General features: G+C 59.7%; 22 protein-coding genes. 8 read left to right on the top strand and 14 right to left on the bottom strand.

The annotated features are described in order from the left end of the window. Positions 1 to 3: 3 nt before the first annotated feature. From ACQR3R_RS08810 to ACQR3R_RS08780, 7 genes are all read right to left on the bottom strand, one after another. Complete coding sequence (locus tag ACQR3R_RS08810) at positions 4 to 1,359, bottom strand: solute carrier family 23 protein (RefSeq protein ID WP_428271638.1); 1,356 nt, start codon at positions 1,357 to 1,359, stop codon at positions 4 to 6. Positions 1,360 to 1,447: 88 nt separating this feature from the next. Continuing rightward, on the bottom strand, positions 1,448 to 2,488 hold the full coding sequence (locus ACQR3R_RS08805; RefSeq protein ID WP_428271637.1) for a GTP-binding protein: 1,041 nt from the start codon (positions 2,486 to 2,488) through the stop codon (positions 1,448 to 1,450). A 35-nt stretch (positions 2,489 to 2,523) separates the two neighbouring features. After that, positions 2,524 to 3,138, bottom strand: coding sequence for a UbiX family flavin prenyltransferase (locus tag ACQR3R_RS08800; RefSeq protein WP_428271636.1), 615 nt, complete (start codon positions 3,136 to 3,138; stop codon positions 2,524 to 2,526). Then, positions 3,135 to 4,520: a UbiD family decarboxylase gene (locus tag ACQR3R_RS08795; protein WP_428271635.1), complete on the bottom strand. Its 1,386-nt coding sequence runs from the start codon at positions 4,518 to 4,520 to the stop codon at positions 3,135 to 3,137. The genes ACQR3R_RS08800 and ACQR3R_RS08795 overlap by 4 nt, the downstream gene beginning before the upstream one ends. 348 nt (positions 4,521 to 4,868) lie before the next feature. Next, entirely contained in the window at positions 4,869 to 5,774 is a 906-nt protein-coding gene (locus ACQR3R_RS08790) for an amidohydrolase family protein (protein ID WP_428271633.1), read from the bottom strand. A gap of 4 nt (positions 5,775 to 5,778) precedes the next feature. Beyond that, positions 5,779 to 6,708, bottom strand: a complete 930-nt coding sequence (locus ACQR3R_RS08785; RefSeq protein ID WP_428271632.1) for an amidohydrolase family protein — start codon at positions 6,706 to 6,708, stop codon at positions 5,779 to 5,781. A 427-nt stretch (positions 6,709 to 7,135) separates the two neighbouring features. After that, the gene (locus ACQR3R_RS08780) at positions 7,136 to 8,026 is read right to left on the bottom strand and encodes a LysR substrate-binding domain-containing protein (protein WP_428271631.1); all 891 of its coding nucleotides are present in this window, start codon (positions 8,024 to 8,026) and stop codon (positions 7,136 to 7,138) included. A gap of 118 nt (positions 8,027 to 8,144) precedes the next feature. Here ACQR3R_RS08780 and ACQR3R_RS08775 point away from each other — a divergent pair, with 118 nt between their 5' ends. The 6 genes from ACQR3R_RS08775 (at position 8,145) to ACQR3R_RS08750 (ending at position 14,112) form a co-directional block, all read left to right on the top strand. Continuing rightward, positions 8,145 to 8,609: a 2Fe-2S iron-sulfur cluster-binding protein gene (locus ACQR3R_RS08775; RefSeq protein WP_428271630.1), complete on the top strand. Its 465-nt coding sequence runs from the start codon at positions 8,145 to 8,147 to the stop codon at positions 8,607 to 8,609. Next, positions 8,609 to 10,813, top strand: a complete 2,205-nt coding sequence (locus tag ACQR3R_RS08770; protein WP_428271629.1) for a molybdopterin cofactor-binding domain-containing protein — start codon at positions 8,609 to 8,611, stop codon at positions 10,811 to 10,813. The genes ACQR3R_RS08775 and ACQR3R_RS08770 overlap by 1 nt, the downstream gene beginning before the upstream one ends. 6 nt (positions 10,814 to 10,819) lie before the next feature. Next, the gene (locus ACQR3R_RS08765; protein ID WP_428271628.1) at positions 10,820 to 11,722 is read left to right on the top strand and encodes a LysR family transcriptional regulator; all 903 of its coding nucleotides are present in this window, start codon (positions 10,820 to 10,822) and stop codon (positions 11,720 to 11,722) included. Between the two features lie 117 nt (positions 11,723 to 11,839). After that, positions 11,840 to 13,339 carry a PAS domain S-box protein gene (locus ACQR3R_RS08760; RefSeq protein WP_428271627.1) on the top strand — a complete coding sequence of 500 codons (1,500 nt, stop codon included), beginning with the start codon at positions 11,840 to 11,842 and terminating at the stop codon, positions 13,337 to 13,339. A 135-nt stretch (positions 13,340 to 13,474) separates the two neighbouring features. Next, positions 13,475 to 13,723, top strand: coding sequence for a DUF1652 domain-containing protein (locus ACQR3R_RS08755; RefSeq protein ID WP_428271626.1), 249 nt, complete (start codon positions 13,475 to 13,477; stop codon positions 13,721 to 13,723). 167 nt (positions 13,724 to 13,890) lie between these two features. Next, the gene (locus ACQR3R_RS08750) at positions 13,891 to 14,112 is read left to right on the top strand and encodes a hypothetical protein (protein ID WP_428271625.1); all 222 of its coding nucleotides are present in this window, start codon (positions 13,891 to 13,893) and stop codon (positions 14,110 to 14,112) included. A gap of 58 nt (positions 14,113 to 14,170) precedes the next feature. Here the strand turns inward: ACQR3R_RS08750 and ACQR3R_RS08745 are convergent, their stop codons facing one another. From ACQR3R_RS08745 to ACQR3R_RS08720, 6 genes are all read right to left on the bottom strand, one after another. Further along, complete coding sequence (locus ACQR3R_RS08745; RefSeq protein WP_428271623.1) at positions 14,171 to 15,286, bottom strand: Gfo/Idh/MocA family protein; 1,116 nt, start codon at positions 15,284 to 15,286, stop codon at positions 14,171 to 14,173. 238 nt (positions 15,287 to 15,524) lie between these two features. Beyond that, positions 15,525 to 16,292: an SDR family oxidoreductase gene (locus ACQR3R_RS08740; protein ID WP_428271622.1), complete on the bottom strand. Its 768-nt coding sequence runs from the start codon at positions 16,290 to 16,292 to the stop codon at positions 15,525 to 15,527. A gap of 31 nt (positions 16,293 to 16,323) precedes the next feature. Continuing rightward, positions 16,324 to 17,391, bottom strand: coding sequence for a phosphotransferase (locus ACQR3R_RS08735; protein ID WP_428271621.1), 1,068 nt, complete (start codon positions 17,389 to 17,391; stop codon positions 16,324 to 16,326). A 144-nt stretch (positions 17,392 to 17,535) separates the two neighbouring features. Then, positions 17,536 to 18,501, bottom strand: a complete 966-nt coding sequence (locus ACQR3R_RS08730) for an NAD(P)-dependent oxidoreductase (RefSeq protein WP_428271620.1) — start codon at positions 18,499 to 18,501, stop codon at positions 17,536 to 17,538. 111 nt (positions 18,502 to 18,612) lie between these two features. After that, positions 18,613 to 19,197, bottom strand: a complete 585-nt coding sequence (locus tag ACQR3R_RS08725; RefSeq protein WP_428271619.1) for a TetR family transcriptional regulator — start codon at positions 19,195 to 19,197, stop codon at positions 18,613 to 18,615. Between the two features lie 30 nt (positions 19,198 to 19,227). Further along, positions 19,228 to 19,611, bottom strand: coding sequence for a tautomerase family protein (locus ACQR3R_RS08720; protein ID WP_428271618.1), 384 nt, complete (start codon positions 19,609 to 19,611; stop codon positions 19,228 to 19,230). A 268-nt stretch (positions 19,612 to 19,879) separates the two neighbouring features. Between ACQR3R_RS08720 and ACQR3R_RS08715 the strand changes: the two genes are divergently transcribed. Further along, a complete protein-coding gene (locus ACQR3R_RS08715) occupies positions 19,880 to 21,160 on the top strand; it encodes a serine/threonine transporter (RefSeq protein ID WP_428271617.1) in 1,281 nt (426 codons plus the stop codon). 194 nt (positions 21,161 to 21,354) lie between these two features. Further along, positions 21,355 to 23,004 (top strand): SulP family inorganic anion transporter, encoded by a 1,650-nt coding sequence (locus ACQR3R_RS08710; protein ID WP_428271615.1) that lies wholly within the window; start codon positions 21,355 to 21,357, stop codon positions 23,002 to 23,004. Between the two features lie 70 nt (positions 23,005 to 23,074). Here ACQR3R_RS08710 and acnB read toward each other — a convergent pair whose 3' ends face one another. Further along, positions 23,075 to 25,699 carry a bifunctional aconitate hydratase 2/2-methylisocitrate dehydratase gene (gene acnB, locus ACQR3R_RS08705; RefSeq protein ID WP_428271614.1) on the bottom strand — a complete coding sequence of 875 codons (2,625 nt, stop codon included), beginning with the start codon at positions 25,697 to 25,699 and terminating at the stop codon, positions 23,075 to 23,077. Between the last annotated feature and the right edge of the window lie 105 nt (positions 25,700 to 25,804).

The raw sequence follows: 25,804 nt of genomic DNA, 5'->3' as shown, positions 1-25,804 counted from the left end.
CAGTCAAAGGATGTGCGAAGCGGATTTGCTGGCGGCGGCATCCGGCACGCTGACGCCATTGAGTGCGGCGTTGAGCAGCACCGACACCAAGCAGGCGATCACCACGCTGCTGTGCAGGAACGGCTGCGACCACTCGGGCATTTGCTTGAACAACGCCGGTGCCAATACCGGCACCAGGGCGGCGGCGATGGTGAAACCGACGATCAAGACGTTGTAGCGATTGCGCTCGTAATCGACCTTGGCCAGGGTTTGAATACCGGCGGCCGCCACCACACCGAACATCGCGATGCCGGCGCCGCCGAGGGCCGCGGTCGGCATCGAGGCGATGATTGCGCCGGCCTTCGGCACCAGGGCCACCGAGCACATCAACAAGCCACTGATTGCGACTACCCAGCGGCTGCGCACACCGGTCAAGATCACCAAGCCGACGTTTTCCATGAACGCAATGAACGGGAACGCGGCGAACATCCCGGCGATGGTGCTGGCCAGGCCATTGGCGCGTAGGCCGTTGATCACTTGTTTTTCTTCGACGGGTTTGTCGACGATGTCGCCGATTGCCACAAACAGGCCCATGGACTCGACCATCTGCACGATCATCACCACCACCATGGTCGCGATGGGGATCAGGCTGAAGGTTGGCAAGCCGAAGTAAAACGGGTAGGGCACGGTCAACCAAGGCGATTCCTGCACGCTCTGAAAACTGCCCATGCCCAAGCCGTAGGCCAGCGCCGCACCCACCAACATCCCGACCAACACGGCCATGTTGCGCATCATCGGGCTGCCGTAGCGATTGACCAGCAAAATGGTCGCGAGCACCACTGCCGCCACGGCCAGGTACGCTGGCGCGCCGTAATTGCTGGCGTTGCGCCCACCGCCGACCCACTCGTAGGCAATCGGAAACAGTTGCAAACCGATCACGGTGACGATGCACCCGGTGACCACCGGCGGAAAATAGCGCCGCAATCGGCCCACGAACGGCGCCACCAGCATGGTGAATATCCCGGCCCCGATCACCGCTCCACACACCCCGGCGAATCCCACCTGCGGGTTAGTGCCAATGGCGATCACTGGCCCGACGCTGCTGAACGCCACGCCTTGCAGAATCGGCAGGCGCACGCCGAACTTCCAGAAACCCACGGTTTGCAACAGTGTGGCGATGCCCGAACAGAACAGCGTGGTGCTGATCAGCACCACGGTATCGGCCTGGGACATTTTCAAGGCACTGGCGACAATCAACGGCACGGCGATAGCGCCAATGTACGAGACGGCCATGTGCTGCAGGCCGAGGGTGAGCATTTGTCGGACCGGCAAAATCTGGTCGACCGGATGTACGGTGGAAGCGGGAGTGGCTGACGACATGGGAAACACCTCTTGCTGTTTTTATTCGGTAGAGAGGGGTATTCGTTCTGATGCCCGGAACCGCCATCCACCGGCTCCGATGCCATTTTCAGCCTGCCAGGCAGGCCGCAAAGCCCTGGTTAAGCGCGGCGCGGTCCAGGTCGCGGCCGATGAACACAATTTTGCTGCTGCGCGGCTCGGCGCCCCACGAGGTGGATGCGCGAAACTCGACCAGGCTGTGTACGCCTTGCAACACATAGCGCTGGTCTTGGTCTTGCACCGCGAGTACGCCTTTCATGCGGTACAGGTTGTCGGCCTGTTCGGTGCGCAATGTGCTGATCCAGCGGTGGAATGCGCCCAGGTTTACCGCGCCGTCCACTGCGATGCCGACCGAAGACACGCTCGGGTCGTGGTCATGGTCGAGTTCATCGTGATGATGCTCATCGGCGTGGTGATCGTGCTCCGAGCCGATCTCCATCAGTTTTTGCGTGGATTCGAAAGCGCCGATGCCGAGGATTTTAGTCAGGTCGATTTCGGCGTAACTCGACGTCACCAAATCGGCCGTTGCGTTGAGCCCACGTATCTTGCCGCGCAGTGCCTCGACCTCGTCGCTGCTGACCAGATCGATCTTGTTGATGACGATACGGTCGGCGCAGACAATCTGATCCACAGCCTGGTTATCGACACCGTCGAGCTGCAAATCCTCAAGGTGTTGGGCGATATGCTTGGCATCGACCATGGTCACAATCGCGTCCAGTTCGACTTCATCGGCAATTGGATCGTTGATGAAAAAACTTTGCGCAACCGGGTACGGATCAGCCAGGCCGCTGGTTTCGATCAGGATGTGGTCCAGCCGCACCGGGCGAGCTACCAATTCGCGCACGATGCGCACCAGGTCCTCGCGGACCTCGGCGGTGCAGCACACGCAGCCGTTGACCATCTCGTAGATCTCTTCGGTTTCGGAACTCAGGACCAGGTCGCCGTCGATGCCGACTTCGCCGAATTCGTTTTCGATCACCGCAATCTTGCGGCCGTGGTTTTCCTTGAGGATGTAGTTGAGCAGCGTGGTTTTACCGGCGCCGAGAAAGCCTGTGAGGATGGTCACCGGGATTTTGCGGTTTGGGGTCGGGGCGTTGAATGGACTGTTCATGTGTTGCTCCTTACCTGTGTTTTGCCGAAATGCGATCAATTGTGGGAACCAGCAGGCCGGCTCCCACAGGGGATTTGTGTGACGGATGGTTCGCGCCAACGCAGTGCGGTGCCGGCGTCCAGGCCGAACAGGTCGAGAACGCGCCCGAGGCTGTGATCGACCATCTGCGAAAGGTTTTGCGGGCGGGCGTAAAAGGCTGGCACTGGCGGGGCGATGATCCCGCCCATTTCCGTGACAGCCGTCATGTTGCGCAAGTGCGCGAGGGTCAGTGGTGTTTCCCGCGCCATCAGCACCAGCGTGCGCCGTTCCTTGAGCGTGACGTCGGCAGCGCGACCGATAAGGCCAGAAGACGTGCCCGTGGCAATTTCTGCCAGGGTGCGCATCGAGCAGGGTGCGACCACCATGCCCAGGCAGCGAAACGAACCGCTGGCGATGCCCGCCGCGACGTCGTCGGCGCGGTGGTAATGGCTGGCGAGCGCGGTGACGTCCGCCAGTTTGTAGTCGGTTTCATGGGCCATGGTCAGCAGCGCGGCGCGGCTGATGATCAGGTGCGTTTCGATGTTCAGGCTGGCGAGCAACTCCAGCAAGCGAACACCGTAGATGAACCCCGAAGCGCCGCTGATCCCGACCACCATCCGCTGGCGATTCATGACTGATGGCTCTTGAGTAGAGTGCGCGCTCGCTCGACCACGTCCTGATCCAGTTGCGCCTTGATGCCGTCAAAACCCGAGCCGCGTGTGGCGTCGAGGCCCATCCGTGAGGTCGTGCCGTTGACCGACGATGAAGGGTCCAACGGGCTCCCGGGCAAGCCGTCGATGACGAAAATATCCTGATGCGGCTGGAAGTGTGTCGCCAGCGCCCATAACACCTGGCTGTCGTCGGTGATGTCGATATCGCTGTCCACCGCCATCACGGTTTTCAGGTAGGGATCCCAGCCAAGCAGCGCGAGCATGATCTGCCGTGCTTCGCCATCACGGCTCTGGTCCAGCGCGACATAGCAGTGAAAGTGCGTGCCGGAATTGGGGTAGTGCACGGCAGTGACGGCCGGAAAACGCGCCTTGAGCTTTTCGCTCATCTCGGCTTCACGCGGCAGCCGCGCCAAGGTCAGGTGTTCGGCGTAACGACCGCCCACTACGTCCACCAACCAGGCATTTTTGCGGCGCATCAGCGTGTCGATGCGCAGCACATTGTTGGTCGAGCGGTCGGAGGAATAACCACTGAACTCGCCGAACGGTCCTTCTTCGGCATAGGCTGCCGGGTCGATGGCGCCTTCTAGCACAAACTCGGCATACGCCGGCACGCCGATCCCGTAGCGAGGCGTCTTGACCAACTCCAGTGGCGCCCCGAACAGGCCGCCCGCCACGGCGCGTTCATCGCTGCCAAACGGTAAACGCGCCGCTGCTGCCAGCATGAACAACGGGTGCGCGCCGACCACCATCGCCACGCGTAACTCTTCGCCGCGCTCACGTGCTGTTTGCAGCATGCGCCACAGGTGGCCGCGTGAATGCAGGCTGGTGGCGAGGGTTTGCCGGGCGTGACGCATCGAGCGGTGATAGCTCATGTTGGCAATCCCGGTGACCGGGTCTTCGGCAATGATGATCGCGTTGGTGATGTACGGACCGCGGTCACTGTCGAAGTGCTTGAGCATCGGCAGCAGCGCGAGGTCGACGGCTTCGCCTTCGAATATTTCGTCGAGCACCGGGCCGGTTTCGACGTAGCGTGGCGCAATGGGGTTGTTGGCGCGGGCCTGAAACGTTTCGTGCAACTGCGCCGGGGTCACGCCGAAGATCCGCGCGATGCGGGTCCGGGAGGCGAACAGATTGGTGGCTACCGGCACGCCGAGGGTGCCGACCTGTTCGCAAATCAGTAGAGGGTCGCGTCCTTGCGCGGCCAGGGCATCGACCAGTGCGGTGACGTCCTGGTCGGCGGAAATCGGTTGCTGAATCGTCAGTACATCGTCCGGGTATTGCCGGCGATAGGCGTCGATGAAATCGTGGAAGTCCTGGGTATCGCCGAGCGTAGAGACGGTCATGGTTTCACCTCGTAAAAGCAGGCGCGCAGGGTTGAGGGCGACGTTCGATCGACAAGCCGTTGGCCCGCCGGTCGATCGAACGCCGGTTCATCTTCGCGCCTGTAAAGTCGCTGTGTTGTTGCACTGTCACCTGGGGACGTATGGATTTACGGGCTTTTGTGGCGAGGGGATTTATTCCCGTTCGGCTGCGACGCATTCGTAAAACCGGCAAACGCGGCCTGCCTGATACAACGCGGTTGCAGATTTTCGGGGTCGCTTCGCGACCCAACGGGGATAAATCCCCTCGCCACGGGATGAGCTCATATCCTCATTCCCTCATTCCCTCATGAACCAGGGTTCTGTGTGTGGCTACAGATAGGTGGTGGTCAGACGGATGTCCGCCTCGATCAGGTCCTTGGGCGGGGGGGTCGGTTCGATCCCGCACAACCGGGCAATGTTGTTGCCCAGGTAATCTTCAAGGTGATCCTCGTCAATGCCCAACCCTTGCGGTGCCGGCGAGCACAGTACTTCCAGCTCGCGTAGCCACATCCCCGGCTCGTTGGGCGGCGAATCGGTGCCGAACACGATCTTGTTGCGCGGTAACTCCTTGGCGAATTCGACGATGCGCGACTGGAAGCACCAGCCCGATTCGCAGTACACGTTCGGCGTGTCCATGGCCATCCAGAACGCCTCGAACGAGTAGTTGCCACCGGTTTGAATGCCGAAGTGACCAATCACGAAGTTGACCATCGGGAACTCACGGATGATCGGGTAGAACATGGTCGGGATGGTGTACGGCCCGTCACCGGTATGAATCAGCACCACAATGTTGTACTTGGCGCAGACTTTCATTGCCGGCCGCAGCCAATCGAGCGCGCGATCAGGGCGATAGCCGTGCATGTTGGCGTGAAGCTTGAGCATCTTGAAGCCGTATTCCTTGATGTGGAATTCCAGCTCGGCGGCTCCATTTTCCGGTCCCCAGCGCGGGTTGAAGTTGAAGTTGCCGATGAAGCGGTCCGGGTACTTCACGCACAGTTCGGCGATGTACGACATGTAGTCGCGCACGCCTTCACGGCCCCGACGGTTGCCGTCGCGGTAACCGGTGTTGCCCGGTGGCGGCTGAATGAAACCCATGTCAATGCGGCGGGGTTTGCCGTTGATCATGTACGGACCGTCCATCAGCTTGAGCATGCGCTCGCCGGTGAAGGGTTCGCCGGTATGGCGCCAGGCCTCGTCGACCAGATTGGTGGGGTGCAGATGGGTATCGATAATCATCGGTTCAGCTCTTGGCCAATTGGGTGGTGACAGGGCGCTTCAACTGCGCCTCGGCTTCGGAAACCGAGCGCGGCGGCGGGCTCGGTTCCAGGCCGATCATCCGAGCAGTGTTGTTGCCCAGGTAGTCCTCAAGCGTGTCTTCGTCGAGGTTCAGGCCTTGTGGTGGCTCGTGACACAGCACTTCCAGCAGGCGCAGCCACATGCCGGGTTCGTTGGGCGGGGTGTCGGTGCCAAACAGAATCTTGTGCGTCGGCAGCACCTTGGCGAATTCAACGATCCGCGATTGCAGGCACCAACCGGACTCGCAATAGACGTTTGGTAACTCCATCGCCCATTGCATCGGTTCGAACACGTAGACGCCGCCGGTCTGCACGCCGAAGTGCGCCATGATGAAATCGACGTTGGGGAATTCCTTGATCATTGGCACCCATTCCGAAGGGATGCTGTAAGGCCCATCGCCGGTGTGCAGCTTGACCGGAATGCCCAGCTCGGCGCATTTTTCGAAGCACGGACGTACCCAGTCCAACGCCCGGTCCGGGCGGTAGGCGTGCATGTTGGCCTGCATCTGGACCATTTTGAAGCCGTGTTCCTTGACGTAGCGTTCGATGGCTTCGACGCCGTTTTGCACCCCGCAACGCGGGTTGTAAACGAAGCAACCGATAAACCGGTCCGGGTAGGTCTGGACCATTTTCAGGGTGTAGGCCATGTAGGCGTCGATGGATTCACGGCCGGTCAGATCGCCGTCGGTCCAGGTGTAAATGGTGTTGCCTTGCGGCGGTTGGATGAAGGCTTTGTCGATGCGGCGAGGTTTGCCGTTGATCATGTAGGGGCCATCCATCATCGCAAGCAGACGCTCGCCGGTGAACGGGTCACCGTCATGCCTCCAGGCGAGGTCCACCAGGTCGGTGGGATAGCAACTGATATCGATGATCATTGAAGTCGATCTCCTGATAGCGGGGAAGGGAACCTTGCGGTTCTCAGCAGCCACGTCCGGGCAATCGGCCATTTCTATGCGCAAGTGGCTGCGCATTCCCTCGCCTGGTCGCATCCGGCTCGGGACGCTGGCTGCTTGGGGGCAAGTATTGGAAGAGGGGTTGGGGTTCGTACAATATTAAATGGGTGGGGTGTTGATACCTGCTCGATATGGTTTCGTGTTGGCTGCACCGGCCTCATCGCCAGCAGGCTGTCTCCCACAGGGGATTGCATGCCAATGTGGGAGCCAGCCTGCTGGCTGGCGATGGCGTCGGGACTGTGTAGTTTGATGGGCGCGAAATGGCTAGTTGGCCAGGTCTCATCGCCAGCGGGCTGTGTCCCACAGGGGATTGCATGCCAATGTGGGAGCCAGCCAGCTGGCGAAGGGGTCAGGATTGTGTACGCAAAGCCAACTGTTTGATCACCTCAACCACCGGCGCCACCCGTTCTCCGTGTCCAATCGGCCACACTGCGTACAGGTTGTAATGCGCGGCGATTTGCGCATCGTTCAATTCGACCAATCGCCCTGCACGCAACGCATCCGCCGCCAATAACCCTCGCACCAAGCCTGCGCCCACTCCGGCCTCGGCAGCCGCTATCAGGTTGGCGGCATTATCGAAAATCACTCGCGCCGCCGGCTCGGTCGGGGGCATTCCGGCCGCATCCAGCCAGGGAATCCACGACCGTCGCGTATACCCCAGCAGCGGTAGTTGCAGTATCTGCGCCGGCGTGATGGGCACTTGCAGTCCGTGCCGTTCGAGCAGCGCAGGCGATGCCACGGCCGTGACCCGGTCACCACAAATCTGCGTCATCTCACAGTCTTCCCAGTCGCCGTAGCCATAGCGCAGCGCCAGGTCCACCCGTTCAAACGCACTGCGGTCCGAGCGCGGCATCGACAGCAGCACCACTTCGACCTCAGGCAAGGCGTCGAGTAATTGCGGCAAACGAGGGTTGAGCCAACTCTGCGCCAGTTCGCTATCGACATCGATGGTCAGCCGTTGCGTCACGCTGCGGTTTTTTACCGAGGACAACGCTCGATCGATCTGCGCCAGTCCATCGGACAGTACGCTGGCAAACAACTGGCCAGCGTCCGTCAGGTTGCTGCCGCCGCCCTCGCGCACAAACAATGGCTGGCCGATGAAATCTTCCAGAGAACGGATTTGCTGGCTGATTGCGCTGTGGGTCAGGTCGAGTTTGCGCGCAGCGCTAGAGAAACTGCCGCTGCGCGCAGCCTGGATAAACGCGCTCATGGACTGCACCGACGGGTATCGCTTGTACATGCTGTTAGTCCTACTTACACAGGATGGCAGAAATCGTCGCTGGCCCACTGTTGCGCAGGCTCCCAATAATCGGTCACCAGGCCTGCATAAAGACGGGCCGCTCTTTTGGAGCCTGACAATGATCGAATTCACGGTAAACGGCGAACGACGCGAGCTGGTAGAGGCGTCCCCCTCCATGCCCTTGTTATGGGTATTGCGTGATCAGTTGAAACTCACCGGCACCAAGTTTGGCTGCGGCATGGGCCTGTGCGGTGCGTGCACCGTGCACTTGAACGGTGTTGCGGTGCGTTCCTGCCAACTGCCGGTGGCCGCCGTGGCCGGGCACAACATCACCACCATCGAAGGCTTGTCACCCACCGAGCAACATCCGCTGCAACTGGCGTGGGTTGCCGAAGATGTCCCGCAATGCGGTTACTGTCAATCCGGCCAGATCATGTCTGCCGCCGCGTTGCTTAACACCGGGGCGGCGGTCACGGACGAGTCTATTCGCAATGCGATGTCCGGCAACGTGTGCCGCTGCGGCACTTACGGGCGCATCAACAAAGCCATCAAGCGCGCAGCCAATGCGCCGAAGGAGGCGTGATGACTATGGATCAAGTCGGGTTGCCGCGCCGGGTCTTTCTCAAGCAAGCAGCGACGGTCGCCTCAGGGCTGGCGATAGCGTTCTATTTGCCTTCGGGTGCAGCGGCGACCGACCCCAAGGCACCGGCACCGACTATCGAGTTCGAGCCCAACGCCTGGGTACGTGTGCTGCCCGACGGCACGGTAAAACTGGTGGTGCACAAGCACGATTCCGGCACCGGGACGCAAACCGCACTGGCGGCGTGCGTAGCCGAAGAGCTGGACGTGAATCCGATGACCGTGCAGGTGATCACCCCGGAAAATCCGTTTTTTGAAACCTATATTCACCCTCTCTGGAAAGTCTTCTCCACGGGCGGCAGCACCAGCGTGTCGCTGGAGTACGATCGTCTGCGCATGGCCGGCGCCACGGCGCGCGCTTTGTTGATTGCTGCCGCCGCCAGGCAGTGGAAGGTCAGCGTCGACAGTTGCGCCACCGAAGAAGGTCGCGTGGTGCATCCCGCCAGCAAACGCAGCCTCGGTTACGGCGAACTGGTGGGTGTCGCCGCGCACTTGCCAGCACCGGCGAACGTGGTGTTGAAAGACCCTTCGCAATTCAAATACATCGGCAAACTGCGGCACAAACGCGACGCTGCGGCCAAGGTTTGTGGTCGCTTCAAATACAGCATCGACGTGGTGCTACCGGACATGCTGGTGGCCGTTATTCAACGTGCGCCGGTAGTCGGTGCCACCGTGCTATCGGTTGATTCAGCGGCAGCATTGCAAGTGCCGGGTGTGCGTAACGTGCTGGCCATTCCCGGTCGGCCGGACGTGCTCGGCGGCAATGTCGAAGGCGTGGCAGTGCTGGCCGATAACTACTGGGCAGCCCATCAGGGACGTGAGCAGCTCAATGTGAAATGGAGTGATTCGCCGCTGGCGGGTTTCGACAGCGATCAATTAGCCGCTTCACAAGCGGCAGCGATTGATGACAACAGTGCTCAGCATGTCACGGCAATGGCCGCCGGTGATGTCGGGGCGCAGTGGGCAACGGCTGCGAAGCTGCTCGAGGCCGAGTACCGCATGCCGTACAAAGTGCAAAATCCGTTGGAGCCGATTTGCATCACGGCGCAGGTGAAAGACAACGCGATCACCTATTGGGGCGGTGTGCAGGTGCCGTCGTCGGCCCTGGAGGCCGCACAAACCGTGTGCAAGATCGACAAGGACAAGGTCACGATCAACGAGTTGGTGTCCGGTGGCAGTTTCGGTGCGCGGGAGGCCAAATACTGGCTGTTCGAAGTGGCTTATCTGGCACAACAGGCCAAGGTACCGGTCAAGTTGATGAACAGCCGCGAAGATGAAATGCGAGCGCTGTTCATGCACCCGGCCACGCTGCACCGGGCCAAGGGCGCACTCGACGCTCAGGGCCGCCTGACTGCATTGCAGCTTGACGCCGTGTCACCGGCCTCGCCGGAGCAGTGGGAGCCAGGCTATTTTGAGCGCCCTGACAAAATGGATTACAGCACCACGGAAGCCATCACCGCGTGGGATTTTGCCTATCGGCCACCCAACCTGAACCTGGTGTGGGTCAAGCATGAAAGCAACGTGCCCAGCGGTTGGTACCGCTCGGTCAGCTTCATTCCCAACGTGTTCGCCGTGGAAAGCTTCATGGATGAATTGGCCCATGGCGCCGGCCAGGATGCCTTGGCGTTTCGCCTGGCCAACATGCAGGACCGCCCACGGCATGTGGCGGTGCTCAAAAGTGCCGCTGAACATGCCGGTTGGGGCCAGCCGCTACCTGAAGGGACGGCGCTGGGAATCGCCACCAATCAGGGGTACACCAGTTTTATTGCCGTGGTTGCCAGGGTCTCGAAAAAGGACGGCGTGACCACAGTCGACAAGTTGACCTGTGTCGTCGATTGCGGCTTGGCCGTGTCGCCGGGCGGTGTCGAAGAGCAACTCTACGGCGGCCTGATGTGGGGCCTTGGCCATGCGTTGTTCGATCGGCTGGACATCAAACAGGGCAGGGTGGTGCAGAGTAACTTCCATGACTACCGGGTAACGCGGATGTCGGACATGCCGGCGGTGGATATCCTGGTGGTCGAGGGCGAACCGGGTAAACCCGGCGGTGTCGGTGAACTGGGCAGCCCCTCTGTTGCGCCGGCGATTGCCAATGCGTTGTTCAACCTGACCGGGGTGCGCCAGCGCTCGACGCCACTGACCTTGGGGTAAATCGCCATGGATTTGCGATTGCTGCGCTACTTCATCGTGCTGGCTGAAGAGTTGCATTTCGGCCGGGCCGCCACCCGGTTGCACATCTGTCAGCCGCCGCTGAGCCAGCAAATCCGGTTGCTGGAAGAGGAACTCGGCACACCGCTGTTCGAGCGCAGCCACCATCGGGTTGAACTGACGGCGGCTGGGCAGATGCTGAAGGAGCAGGCGCCGTTGGTGTTCGAGCAATTGAACCGCGCGCTGGACCTGACGCGTCAAACCGGGCGCGGTCAGTTGGGCGAGTTGGAAATCGGCATGATCAGCTCGGTGATGGTCGGCGTGCTGCCGCGAGCCTTGCACCTGTTTCGTGAGCGTTACCCGCACGTGACCTGGCGCCTGCACGAAATGACCCCGGCATTGCAGGTCAAAGCCCTGAAGGAAAAACGCATTGATGCGTGTGTATTTCGCATGGGTTACGACGACCCGTTGCTGCGCAATGAATTGCTGATTTACGAGCCGATTCGCGTGGTCATGCCCACGGATCACCCGTTGGCGCAGCGGCAAACACTGGCGCCTGCAGACCTGGCGCAGGAACCGTTCGTGGCGCTTGAGCTGAAACAATCGCGCTTCGCCGATTTTTTGTACCAGTGTTGCCTGCAGGCCGGTTTCACGCCGCAGATTCGCCAGCAAGTGATCGAGGTACAAACCTTGCTCAGCCTGGTGCGGGCCGGGTTCGGGGTGTCGTTGTTGCCGGCGTCCATCGAGCAAATGGCGCCGCCGGGCGTGGTATTTCGTCGTTTGACCCCGGCGCTGCCAGAAGTGCCGCTGTATGCCACGTACCGTGCCGATGATGCCTCGCCGGTGCTTAAGCTGTTCCTGGATACGCTGCGTGAACTGGTTTTGCAGGACAGTGCCGGTTCAACAGGCTGATGCAGGCCTGCGCTGACTCGTCAGGCGCGACATAAGGCTTTGCACTATCGCAAACCCCTGCGGTCGTAATCTTCACAGAGCGCCACACGTTGGCGCGGCCAGCCTAGTGGAGACCCAATGAGCCAGGACGTCCTGACCACCGAAACCAATCGCCGCCAGTTACAGCAGATCATCGCCGGCCTGTCCGACGGCGTGATTCTGCTTGAGCTTGACCAGACCATCCTCTGGGCCAACGACGCCGCACTCGCCATGCACGGCGTGGCCCGCATTGGCGACCTGGGCGCGAATGCCAAGGAATACGCCAAGCGCTTTGCCTTGCGCTATCGCAACAATCATGAAGTGTCTGCCAGCAACTACCCCATCAACCGTGTGGCGCGCGGTGAAACCTTCAGCGACGTGCTGGTTGAAATGACGCCGGTTGATGAAGAGGCCCCGCGCACCTGGGTGCACAGCGTGCGCAGCATGGTGTTGGCCGACAGCGCCGGTGAGCCGGAATCGCTGGTGTTGATCATGGCGGACGTCACCGAGTGGGCCAGCGCCGAGCAACGCTTCGAAAAAACCTTCAACGCCAACCCTGCGCCGGCGGTGATCTGTCGCCTTAGCGATTTGCGTTACATCAAGGTGAACGCAGGCTTTTTGGAAATGACCGGCTATACCCGCGACCAGGTCATCGGCGTTTCAACCTACGAGCTGGACATCCTCGAAGGCGCGGAAAAGAAAGACCTGGCGATTGAGCGCTTGCGTGAGCACGCGACGATTCCGCAGATGCAGGCTGAGTTGAAATTGCCTGACGGTGGCAGCAAGCAGGTGATCGTCGCCGGCCAACCGCTGGAGTTCAATGAAGAAGACTGCATGCTGTTTTCCTTCGTCGACATGGAGCCACGGCGCAAAGTTGAAGTGGCGCTGCGTCAAAGCGAGGAGCGCTTTGCCAAGGCCTTCCGCCTGATGCCGGTGCCGACGCTGGTGTGCAGCGCACAGGATCAGGTCGTGATCGACGTGAATGAAGCTTTCCTCAATTCCCTGGCCTATCCCAGTGAAGAAGTGCTGGGTAAAACCATTGCCGAAATCGACTTTATAGATGACAAAGGTTCGCGTGCGCGGTTGTTCTCGGCACTGGAAAAGGCCGGCAATCTTGATCGTATCGATGTGCGTATCCGCAAGAAAGACACCGGGCTGATCGAGTGCGCCGTATCAGCCGACACTGTGAATATCCAGGACAAACCCTGCTATTTACTGGTGCTGATGGACATTACCGAGCGCAAACGCACCGAGCTTGAGCTGGTCGCGGCAATCGAAGAAGTGATGAAGGATGCGTCATGGTTCAGCCGCACCCTCATCGAAAAACTGGCCAACGTGAAGAACGTTAATTCACCGCAGTTGCCGAGCGTGTCGTTCACCGATTTGACCGCCCGCGAGCGCGACGTGCTGAGCCTGATCTGCGAGGGGCTGGCCGACAAAGAGATCGCTGCACGCCTGAAACTCGCGCCTAATACGGTGCGCAACCACGTGTCCACCGTGTATTCCAAACTGGATGTGCACAGTCGTAGCGAGGCCATCGTGTGGGCGCGTGAGCGAGGTTTGTTCTCGGGTGATTGGCGCACCAAGGGCCAGCGTTAAGGTGCAAATGCACTACCGTGAAGGGTGCAAATTGATGTTTTGGCGCCGCGCTCGTTTTCTTAGTCTGCAAGGGTGCAATAGCGGCCTACCACTGGCTATTGCGTCCCCTTCGATTCAGGCTCAAGGAACAGCAGGATGATCAATCTGGCGCAACTGCGTACGCAACTCGATCAAAGTTTTTCGCCATTGGCGTGTGATTGCACCATCACCGGTGATAACTCGCTGACGGTGAAGCTTTACCATCCCGTGTCGGGGCAGGTTGATCTGGTGGTCAGTGGATTGAGTGTGACTCACCTGCGCACACCCGATGCCGTGGCGGCATTGATTGAAGAGCTGCGCTACGAACTCGAGAGTAATAACCTGAGCCAATTGGGGCCTTTGTAATTCCCGAGTGAGCAACCCCCAATGGCCCCCAAGTGGCCATTTACTGGCATTGGCTGGTGGCTGGGCTATAAGAAACACGAGGGTATTATTTTCTGTGACCGTTCCGCGATTTCGCGGTGTATCTGTCGTGTCGCGGAAAGTGTCGATTACTTACCGCGGGTCAGCCTATGAACAATCTTGGGAAACGTGCTTTTTCGCCACTGTCGCTAGTCCTTTTTGCTGTGGTGCTGGGCGGTTGCGCCAGTCCGCCACCACCGCCACCACCTGCGCCACCACCACCGTTGGTGCGTACCTGCGCAACGACCGAAAGCACCGATGTGCAGGGAGACGCACGAGCAGACGGGCAAGTGACCCGTATGACCACGTTGACCCGCTGCATTACTCAGTAACGGGCGCAGTAGCCAGGCCGGCAGCACGGTGCTGCTGGCGGCTAACCGGTTCAGGCGTTCAAACTTCCTCCACATTCACCCAGCGTGCTTCGTGCGCCGCCCTGCGCACAGCCGTGGCCAGGCGTTCGACTTCCCAGGCTTGTTCGAAGTCGGTGCCACCCTCGGCGTTGCCAGCCAAGGCCATCACCAGGTTGTGCACTTCCAGTGTTTTCAATTCGTTGTACCCCAGCTGATGACCTGCTGCCGGGCTGAATGCCGCATAACCTGGCAGGTTTGGTCCTGCCAATAGACGCTGGAAACCGTCCAGGCAGGCGCGATAAAACCGCAGTTCATTCAAGCGTTCCTGATCGAAAGCCAGCGTGCCTTGTGTGCCGCTGATTTCGAAGCTCAGGTGATTCTTGTAACCGTGTTTCAGCCAACTACTGCTGAAGGTGCCACGCGCGCCGTTGGCGAATCGCAGCAGGGCATGAACCTGATCGTCCACCGCAATCTGCCGTTGCTGCTGGCTGCCCGCTGTCGCGGGGCGTTGTGGGTGAACGGTGTGCGTGTCTGCGCATACCGCCTCCACATCGCCCACCAGGTAGCGCGCCATCGCCAGCAAATGACTGCCCAGGTCCGCTAACGCGCCACCCGCGTGGTGGGGGTCGCAGCGCCAGGACCATGGCGAAGCCGGATCCGCCATGAAATCTTCGCTGAATTCGCCCTGGAAACTGATGATTTGCCCCAGTTGCCCGCTGTCGATCAGCGCTTTGGCCAGGCCGATGATGGGGTTGTGCTGGTAGTTGTAGCCAACCCGGGTGACCACTCCGGCGGCTTTGGCGGCCAGGCGCATGGCATTCGCTTGTTCGAGGTTTACCGCCAGCGGTTTTTCGCAATACACCGGTTTACCGGCAGCGAGGGCGGCCATGGCCATCGGGTAATGCAGGTGATTGGGCGTGGTGATGGCGACCAGGTTGACGTTGGGGTCATTGATCAATTGCTGCCAGTCACTGTGCGCGGTGTCGAAACCCCAGGCGTCGGCGCAGTGCCGGGCGCGCTGCGGGTCGGCGTCGGATAGCGCTGCGAGTTTGATTTTCAGCGGCAACTCGAACACCGCACTCACATTACGAAACGCCAACGCGTGAGCGCGGCCCATGAAGCCTGTGCCGATGAGTCCGATACCGAGTTCGCGCATGAGAAAAGACCTTTTGATTTTTATTGTCAGAAGGTCATTTATGGAATAAATATTCGCTTATTGCAAATACTGGAATATAAATTCACTTCGGTTTGGCCAGATGCCCCGGAATGGAGGCGCACGCAACGCTGTAGATACCTGGCTTGCCAGCGATGGCGTCTTCGGAATCGCCATCACCGGCAAGCGGGTTTCCTACGGGATTTATGTTAAGCCAATCATTGCGAATTCCCGGCCTGCGTTAGGACAGGAAGCCGCCATCCACGTTCAACGAAACGCCGGTGGTGTAGCTCGATGCATCACTCGCCAGGTACAACACTGCACCGGCCATTTCGCTTGGGTCCGCCACGCGTTTCAAGGGAATCTGCGCCAAAGCGGTTTTCAGGATCGCGTCGTTCTTGACCAGAGCCGATGCAAACTTGGTGTCGGTCAGGCCCGGCAGCAACGCATTGCAGCGAATGCCGAACTGCGCACATTCCTTGGCGAAGACTTTGGTCATGTTGATTACGGCCGCTTTGGTCATCGAATAGATGCCCTGGAAGATGCCGGGCGAGATGGCGTTGATCGACGCGACGTTGATGATGCTGCCGCCACCGTTGTCGCGCATCAGTTTGCCGGCTTCGACCGACATGAAGAAATAGCCGCGAATGTTGACGTCGACAGTTTTCTGAAAGGCGCTGAGGTCGGTGTCCAGGACATTGCAGAATTGCGGGTTGGTGGCGGCGTTGTTGACCAGAATATCGAGGCGGCCGAATTGTTCGCGAATACCGGCGAACACCTGGCTGATCTGCTCCATCTCACCAATGTGGCACGCAACGGCAGTGGCTTTGCCGCCGGCAGCGATGATGGCGTCGGCAACGTGTTGGCAGCCTTCCAGTTTGCGGCTCGATACGATCACGTGCGCGCCTTGCTGAGCCAACAGTTTGGCGATGGCTTCACCGATGCCACGGCTGGCACCAGACACAAACGCTATCTTGCCGTCGAGGTCGAACAACTGAGTCTTGGACATGGTTTTTCCTTGTTATTGAGTCGGGGCGCGATCAGAGGCTGGATGTCTGGATGACCTGCAGGCTCATCTGCTCCAGCAGTTTGTTCATGTGAATGAACTGCGCGAAGCGTTTGTCCTGGGTCTGGCCGTGGAAGAAACGGTAGTAAATCTGCTGCACGATGCCGGCCAGGCGAAACAGGCCATAGGTGTAGTAGAAGTCGAAATTATCGATCTGGATGCCTGAGCGCTCTGCGTAGTAATCAGCAAACTCGCGGCGGGTGAGCATGCCCGGCGCATGGCTCGGCTGGCGGCGCAGCAGTTGTGCCGGTGCCGGGTCGCCGGCTTCGATCCAGTAGGCGAGGGTGTTGCCGAGGTCCATCAGCGGATCGCCGAGCGTGGTCAGTTCCCAGTCGAGTACACCGATGATCTGCATCGGGTTGTTCGGGTCGAGGATGACGTTGTCGAAGCGGTAGTCGTTATGGACGATGCTCGACGTCGGATGGTCGGCCGGCATCTTGTCGTTAAGCCAGGCTTTCACCTGACTCCAATGCGGTGCATCCGGTGTCATGGCTTTTTCGTAACGGTCGGTCCAGCCTTTGATCTGACGCGCCACGTAACCTTCGGGCTTGCCCAGGTCGCCCAGGCCGTAGGCGTTGTAGTCGACTTGATGCAGCTCTACAAACTTGTCGATGAAGCTCTTGCACAAGGCTTCGGTTTTTGCCGCATCCAGGCCCAGCTCTGGTGGCAGTTCGGAGCGCAGGATGATCCCGTTGACCCGTTCCATGACGTAGAACTCGGCACCGATTACCGACTCATCGGTGCAGTGCACATACGCCTTTGGGCAGTACGGAAAACCATCACGCAATTGGTTGAGGATGCGAAATTCGCGGCCCATGTCGTGAGCGGATTTGGCCTTGTGACCAAACGGTGGCCGGCGCAGCACGAACTCTTGTTCGGGGTACTCCAGCAGGTAGGTCAGGTTGGAGGCGCCACCGGGGAACTGGCTGATTCGCGGCTCGCCGCTGAGGCCCGCTATGTGTGCCTTGAGGTAAGGATCGATCAGGCTGGCATCGAGTTCTTCGCCGGTGCGGATACGGGTGGACTGGTCAGTAAGCGCCATGCTTATCCCTTCTGCTTGTTCTGGAGGCCTGAAACTACGGGCTAATCTAATGCGCGCTCCCGGCAGCCACAACCACCAACCACCCTTATAGGCGAGCGTGTTGCCGGGCAATCATTGCTTTTGATACACCTGTTTGAATTTCACTCAAATCGGCGCATTGCTCACGGCCACGGGAAGGTTGATGGGCGTGAGAACCGGTTGACCGGAAAAAAACGCCATCAGGTTACGACCCGCCAACTCGACCGTGCCTTGGGTGGCCTCCGGTGACAGCCCGGCCACATGCGGAGTCAGCACCACATTGGTCAGCGACTTCAGCGCATGCGGCACCTGCGGTTCGGCATCGAACACATCGAGCGCGGCGCCGGCAATGCGCCGTTGCTCTAACGCTGAGATCAGGTCGGCGGTCACTACCACGCTGGCTCGGGCGATATTGACGATAAAACCATTAGGCCCTAAGGCATCGAGGACCTGGCGATTGACCAGGCTTTTGGTGCCAAGCCCACCGGGAGTGGCCACCACCAGAAAGTCCGAGGCCCGCGCCAGTTCGGTCGGCGTGGAGCAAAAGGTGTAAGGCACGTCGTTGCGACGCTGGCGGTTGTGATAATTCACCGTCATGTCGAAACCGTTTGCAGCACGTTTGGCGATGGCCATGCCCACCGCGCCGAGGCCAAGAATGCCCAACCGCTTGCCGGAGAGGGACGGGCGCATGATTTTGGGCCACTCACCGCGCCGCACGGCGGCATCGCAGCGGGGGATGTCACGCACCAGCGATAACAGCATGGCCATCGCGTGGTCGGCGACGGAGGACGCATTGACCCCCGCGCCGTTTGTGACCGTCAGGCCTCGGTCGGCAGCGGCTTGCAGGTCGACATGCTCATAACCTGCGCCGATCACACAGATGATTTTAAGTGCTGGCAGGGCTGCAATTTCGTCCGCGTATAAACCGAGTGGGCCTCGGGTCAGCACCGCGTCAATCCGCCCGCCATGAGTGGCAATGGCCTGGGCGCGCTCCGCAGGCGTCGGGGCCAGAATCAGGTGGAAGCCCTGATGTTCAAGAATTGGCAGGTAATCATTGATGGTTTCAACCAGTACCAGAACGGTTGCGGGCATGCTGGGCTCCTGTGGCTCGAATATCCCTTGAGATTGCTGGGTTCAAAGCGCTTTGGCAATGGCCAAAATTCGCAGCCCTGGAGATGATCATAGCGCAGCCGAACAGGCAGGCTAGGGCGTTGCAAGAAAGCGGCGTGCCGCGTCGAGAATTTCATCTGACAGCGCTTCACCTCGGGTTGCCCGGGCGAGCGTCAGCGCTCCGATCATCAGCGAATAATGCACCAGCGCTTGCTGGCGATCGCGCGCCTCGTCACCGGTTTCCATAAGCGCGCCGAACGCCTCGATCAATCGCTCCAGACCTTCGATAAATGTCTGGCGCACAGGGCTTTCGGTAGATTCGTGGCACATGTCCCCGACGAATGCGGCGACCGGGCAACTTTCCCCGGGATTGTCGCGACTCTCTGCTGACAGATACGGCTCGACCAACGCAGCGCGTGCGGCATCCTTGGTGTCGTGTGCCGCAATCCGTTCCTTCCAGCGCTCCCGTGACTGTTTGAAGGCCCGCTCGCTGGCCTCTTGCGCGAGGGTTTCCTTGGACTCGAAGTGGCCATAAAAACCGCCATGCGTCAGCCCCGCAGCCGCCATGACCTCAATGACGCTGATCCCGTGTAAACCGCGCTCACGAAACAGTCGCGTGGCCGCCTCGACGATGATTTCGCGGTTGAGGTCGGCTTGCTTGCGGGAAACACGAGGCATTGGCGGCTCACAGATAGTCAGGGCGGGGAATCAACCGGCGTATTGCGCGACACCGTTGCCGAAGGACCAGTTTTCTTTCTTCACTTCCACCAGATTAATGAAAACATCTTCAAGGCGCACCGCTAATTCGGTGTTCAGGCTTTCGGCGATGGTTTTGTACAGCAGCTTTTTCTGCTCGGTGCTACGGCCTTCATTGAGGGTGATCTGAATCACAACCAATTGGTCTGTGCGAATGATGCCCAAGTACTCAGGGTCAAAGATGAAATGTTGTTCATCGTGCTCGGCCAGAATCTGGAAATTATCATGTTCCGGAACGCCGATGGCGCTGTGCATCGCCGCGTAAATCAACTGGCCCACGCGTTTTGCGAACGTGGGGTCCTGATGCTTTTTGATGTCGACACGTACCAGTGGCATTGGATGGAACTCCGGGCAGGTTTCAGGTGCAATCAAAATACATGACGAGCAAACTTTAAAAAATGAGTTTGTGCATTTTTCAGCCACTAAAAGGGTGTCAGGCGCCAGGTTTACAACTGATCCGCAACACCGTTCCTCAGCTAAGTCTTTGCTTGCGCTGAATAATCCCGGACAATCGCGCCCCTGTTTCGGTCGGGCGCTGTTTGTCGGATTTTTCTGACGCGTCTCGACCGGGTAGCAACTGACCGGAATGCGGAGATCCCACCGGATGAATGATCAGGCCAATAGCGTCGACGAACGCTATGCAGCAGCGAAACCGGTAAGCCTTGAAGGCTGGAATCGCAATGACACCACCTGGATGCTCGGCCTTTTTGGTACGGCGATTGGTGCTGGCACCTTGTTTTTGCCCATCAACGCCGGGCTGGGTGGCTTTTGGCCGCTGCTGGTGCTGGCGCTGTTGGCGTTCCCCATGACGTTCTACGCACACCGTGGCCTGACTCGTTTCGTGCTATCGGGGCGCGAAGGTGCAGACATCACTGAAGTGGTTGAGGAGCACTTCGGCATCAAGGCCGGTGCGCTGATTACGTTGCTGTATTTTTTCGCGATCTTTCCGATCCTGCTTATTTATAGCGTCGCGTTGACCAATACCGTCGGCAGTTTCATGGAACATCAACTGCACATCATGCCGCCGCCACGTGCCGTGCTGTCGCTGGTGTTGATCCTCGGGCTGCTGGCCGTGGTGCGTTGTGGCGAACAGGCGATCGTCAAGGCGATGAGCCTGATGGTGTACCCGTTCATTGTCGCGCTGCTGTTTTTGGCGGTGTTCCTGATTCCGCATTGGAATGGCGGCATTCTGGCCACGGCGTCAACAGTGCCCGCGCCGTCGGCGCTACTGCACACCCTGTGGCTGGCCATTCCGGTGATGGTGTTTTCGTTCAACCATTCGCCGATCATTTCGGCATTCGCCGTCGACCAGAAGCGCCGTTACGGTGCACACGCCGAGGAGCGCAGTGCGCAAATCCTCTCCCGCGCGCACATGCTGATGGTGGTGATGGTGCTGTTTTTTGTGTTCAGTTGCGTGCTGACCTTGTCGCCGGCACAACTGGCGGAAGCGAAAGCGCAGAACCTGTCGATCCTGTCATACCTGGCCAACCACTTCAGTAACCCGACCATCGCATTTGCAGCGCCGCTGATTGCTTTCGTGGCGATCTCGAAGTCGTTTCTGGGCCATTACATCGGTGCCAGCGAAGGCCTTAAAGGCCTGATCGTGAAAAGCGGCAAGCGCCCGGCACCGAAGACACTCGACCGCATGACCGCGGCGTTCATGCTGGTGGTGTGCTGGATCGTTGCCACGCTTAACCCGAGCATTCTCGGGATGATCGAAACCCTCGGTGGCCCGATCATCGCGGCGATCCTGTTCCTGATGCCGATGTACGCCATCCGCAAAGTGCCGGCCATGGCGCGCTATCGCGGCCAGGCATCCAACGTCTTCGTGACAGCGGTGGGCCTGGTAGCAATTACGGCGCTGGTCTACTCGCTGACAGCTTAAGACGCAGGACGCGCCGATGCCCTATGGGTTGGGCTTCATGCCGACGTAGAAAACGCCGCTCCTTGCAAAAAGGGGCGGCGTTTTTTTATGGCAAGCGCAATGATCCGCGGCATACATCGAAACGGGTTAACGGCTACGCTACAGCCTGAATTTACGCGTCGTAGAGCGTGTTGATCTTTCTCTGGAGTCGATTCATGGCCGGTGCTAACAACGAATCGACGGCTGCACCGAACCGCTGGCTGGACGTATTGGCCGGGCTATCGATCGCCGGTTTGTTGCTGCCTGAAGCGGTCGCTTATTCGAGCATCGCTGCGTTGCCGCCTCAGGCGGGCGTGATCGCGCTGTTTGCTGGCCTGTTGTGTTATGGCCTGTTGGGCACCAGCCGTTTCGCTATCGTTTCCGCCACCTCGTCATCGGCTGCGGTGCTGGCGGCAGCCACCGCTACGCTGGCGAATGGCGATGTGGGCCTACGCACCACTCTGGCGATCGGGCTGGTATTGGTTACGGGTGGTTTCTTCCTGCTGGCCGGGTTGCTCAAACTCGGCAGCATTACCTCATTCATCGCCAAACCGGTGTTGCGCGGCTTCGCGCTGGGGCTGGCAATCACCATTATCCTCAAGCAAGTGGCGAGCGCCGTGGGTGTGTCGTTGAGCACCGGCAATCTGATCCGTTTCCTGCCGCAGTTACTGGAGCAATGGCCGCAATGGAACAAGGTAGGTGCGCTGGTGGCGGCGGTGGCGTTGCTGGTGCTTTGGGTATGCGCACGGTTGCGGCGCGTGCCAGGCGGTTTGCTGGTGGTCGCCGTCGGGATCGTCGCCGGTCAATGGCTGAATCTGCAGGCGTATGGCGTGAAGCTGATCGGCGTTATCGACCTGAGCCTCGACGTACCGCATCTTCCGGTGTTGCCCTTCGCTGATTGGTTACGACTGGGGGAGCTGGCGTTTGCGATGGTGATGATTTTGTACGCCGAGTCCTACGGTTCGATCAGCGCCTTCGCGCTCAAACACGGTGACCGGGTTTCTTCCAATCGAGACTTACTGGCCCTCGGCGCTGCGAACCTGTTATCGGGGCTGTTTCAGGGTATGCCGGCCGGTGCCGGCTATTCCGCTACCTCGGCCAATGAAGCTGCCGGCGCAGGTTCACGCCTGTCCGGTGCAGTCGCGGCGGCGGTGGTGTTGCTGATCGTGTTGACGGCGTTGCCGTACATTGCGTTGACACCCGAACCGGTGCTGGCGGCTATTGTCATCCATGCCTTGGCGCGAGGCTTGAGCTTGCAACCGTTGGGCCGGTATTTCATCTGGCGCCGCGACCGCTTGTTGGTGATCTGTGCGGTGGCCGCCGTGCTGGTACTGGGGGTATTGGATGGCCTGTTGGTGGCGGTGGCGATCAGCGTGGTACTGATGCTCAAACAGATGTCGTCAGCGGATATTCAGGTGCTGGGGCAAATGGCCGGTGGCCACGATTTTGTCGAATTGCGACGACATCCAGAGGCCAGGGAAATCCAGGGCTTGCTGATCCTCAGACCGAGCGAAGCGCTGTTTTTTGCCAACGTGGAGCGCATTTTGGGCGGTGCTTTGCGTCTGGCTCGCCACGCCTCGCCACCGGTGCATACGATCATCCTCAGCCTGGAAGAATCTCCGGACCTGGATGGCACCAGCATTGAGGCGTTGGAAGCGTTTTTTGTACAGGTGCGTGCCAACGACCAGTTACTGATTCTGGCGCGCCTGAAGCACAAGGCTCAGGCCGTTCTGTCGAAGTTGCCGGCCCTGGAACTGCAGCAGGTCACGCTCAGCGGCCTGAGCGTCGATGGCGCTGTACAACAAGCCCTGAAGCCAAACACATAGTGCCAACCTGCAGGCATAAAAAAACGCCGCTCATCTTGCGATGGGCGGCGTTTTTCATGGCGTTGTAACGTTAGGCTTGAACGACCGGAATGTTGGCGTTCGCAGCAGCTTCACGGAACTCGGCGATCTGGTCGAAGGACAGGTAGCGGTAAACATCGGCCGCCATGCTGTCGATCTTGCCAGCGTATTCCATGTACTCCTCGACGGTCGGCAGGCGACCCAGGATGGAAGCAACAGACGCCAGCTCAGCCGAAGCCAGGTAGACGTTCGCGCCGTCACCCAGACGGTTCGGGAAGTTACGGGTCGACGTCGACACAACAGTCGAGTTCGGCTCTACACGTGCCTGGTTGCCCATGCACAGCGAGCAGCCCGGCATTTCCATGCGCGCGCCGGCCTTGCCGTAGATGCCGTAGTAGCCTTCTTCGGTCAACTGGTGAGCATCCATTTTGGTCGGCGGCGACAGCCACAGACGGGTTGGAAGCTGACCTTTGACCTGCTCGAGCAGTTTACCGGCAGCGCGGAAGTGACCGATGTTGGTCATGCACGAACCGATGAACACTTCGTCGATCTTCTCGCCAGCAACGCTGGACAGCAGACGGGCGTCATCCGGATCGTTTGGCGCGCAGAGCACAGGCTCCTTGATATCGGCCAGGTCGATTTCGATGATTTCAGCGTATTCGGCGTCAGCATCGGCCACCATCAACTCAGGGTTGGCAACCCAGGCTTCCATCGCTTGAGCACGACGTTCCAGGGTACGCGCATCGCCGTAGCCTTCGCCGATCATCCAGCGCAGCAGGGTGATGTTGGAGTTCAGGTACTCGGTGATCGAATCTTTCGACAGCTTGATGGTGCAACCGGCAGCCGAACGTTCGGCCGAGGCGTCGGACAGCTCGAAAGCCTGTTCGATGCTCAGGTTGTCCAGGCCTTCGATTTCCAGAATGCGGCCGGAGAAGGCGTTTTTCTTGCCTTTCTTCTCAACGGTCAACAGGCCAGCCTGAATCGCGAAGTAAGGAATGGCGTGAACCAGGTCACGCAGGGTGACGCCCGGTTGCATCTTGCCTTTGAAGCGCACCAGGATCGATTCCGGCATGTCCAGCGGCATGACGCCGGTGGCCGCAGCAAACGCTACCAGACCGGAACCGGCCGGGAACGAAATGCCCATTGGGAAACGGGTGTGCGAGTCACCACCGGTACCGACGGTGTCCGGCAGCAGCATACGGTTCAGCCACGAGTGGATGATGCCGTCGCCCGGACGCAGGGAAACGCCGCCGCGGGTCATGATGAAGTCTGGCAGGGTGTGGTGGGTGGTCACGTCGATCGGCTTAGGGTAAGCCGCGGTGTGGCAGAACGACTGCATCACCAGATCGGTCGAGAAGCCCAGGCACGCCAGGTCTTTCAGTTCATCACGGGTCATTGGACCGGTGGTGTCCTGGGAACCGACAGTGGTCATCTTCGGTTCGCAGTAGGTGCCAGGACGAACGCCTTTGCCTTCTGGCAAACCGCACGCCTTGCCGACCATTTTCTGTGCCAGGGTGAAACCCTTGCCGGTGTCGACAGGTGCTTCAGGCAGCTTGAACAGGTCGGTAGGGCCCAGGCCCAATTCGGCGCGAGCCTTGTCGGTCAGGCCACGACCAATGATCAGCGGGATACGGCCGCCAGCACGGACTTCGTCCAACAGCACCGGGGTCTTCATTTCGAAGGTGGTCAGGACTTCGTCGGTGCCGTGTTTGCAGACTTTGCCAGCATGCGGGTACAGGTCGATCACGTCGCCCATGTTCATGTTGGTAACGTCGAATTCGATTGGCAGTGCGCCAGCATCTTCCATGGTGTTGTAGAAGATCGGAGCGATTTTGCTGCCGAAGCAGAAACCGCCGGCACGCTTGTTCGGCACGTAAGGAACGTCGTCGCCGAAGAACCACAGCACCGAGTTGGTTGCCGATTTACGCGAGGAACCGGTACCGACCACGTCGCCGACGTAGGCGATAGGGAAACCTTGACCGCGCATTTCTTCGATTTGTTTCATCGGGCCGGTAACGCCCTGCACGTCAGGCACGATGCCTTCGCGGGCCATTTTCAGCATGGCAAGGGCGTGCAGCGGGATGTCCGGGCGGGACCAGGCATCCGGAGCAGGGGACAGGTCGTCGGTGTTGGTTTCGCCGGTGACCTTGAATACGCGCAGGCTGATCTTGTCGGCCAGGGTCGGACGGTTGCTGAACCACTCGCCGTCAGCCCAGGATTGCAGCACGGCTTTGGCGTGAGCGTTACCGTTCTTGGCTTTTTCCGCGACGTCGTGGAAGGCGTCGAACATCAGCAGGGTGTGCTTGAGTTCTTTGGCTGCGACTGGCGCCAGTTCGGCGTTGTCGAGCAGATCGACCAGGGTCACGATGTTGTAGCCGCCCTGCATGGTGCCGAGCAGTTCAACAGCGCGTTTTTTGTCGATCAGGGGAGAAGTTGCTTCGCCTTTGGCGAGGGCAGACAGGAAACCGGCCTTTACATAGGCCGCTTCGTCCACACCTGGCGGAACGCGATTGGTGATCAGGTCAACGAGGAAAGCTTCTTCGCCAGCCGGGGGATTTTTCAGCAGCTCGACCAGGCCTGCAGTTTGTTCGGCGTTAAGCGGCTGGGGAACGATACCCAGTGCTGCACGCTCTTCGATATGTTTGCGGTAGGCTTCAAGCACAGTTATTACCCTCATCAGTGGTCCCAAATGGGTGTCCGGGACGCTCATCCCGAAATTGCCGTACTCATGCGCTGCGTGGCGTTGTGGGCCACTTAGCCAGAATTACCGACAATCCCTTAC

Origin of the sequence: Gordonia sp. IEGM753 (assembly GCF_050321825.1) — a bacterium.
Taxonomy (GTDB): Bacteria; Pseudomonadota; Gammaproteobacteria; order Pseudomonadales; family Pseudomonadaceae; genus Aquipseudomonas.
Note: the sequence above shows the minus strand (reverse complement) of the source record. Positions and strands in the feature narration are given on the sequence as shown.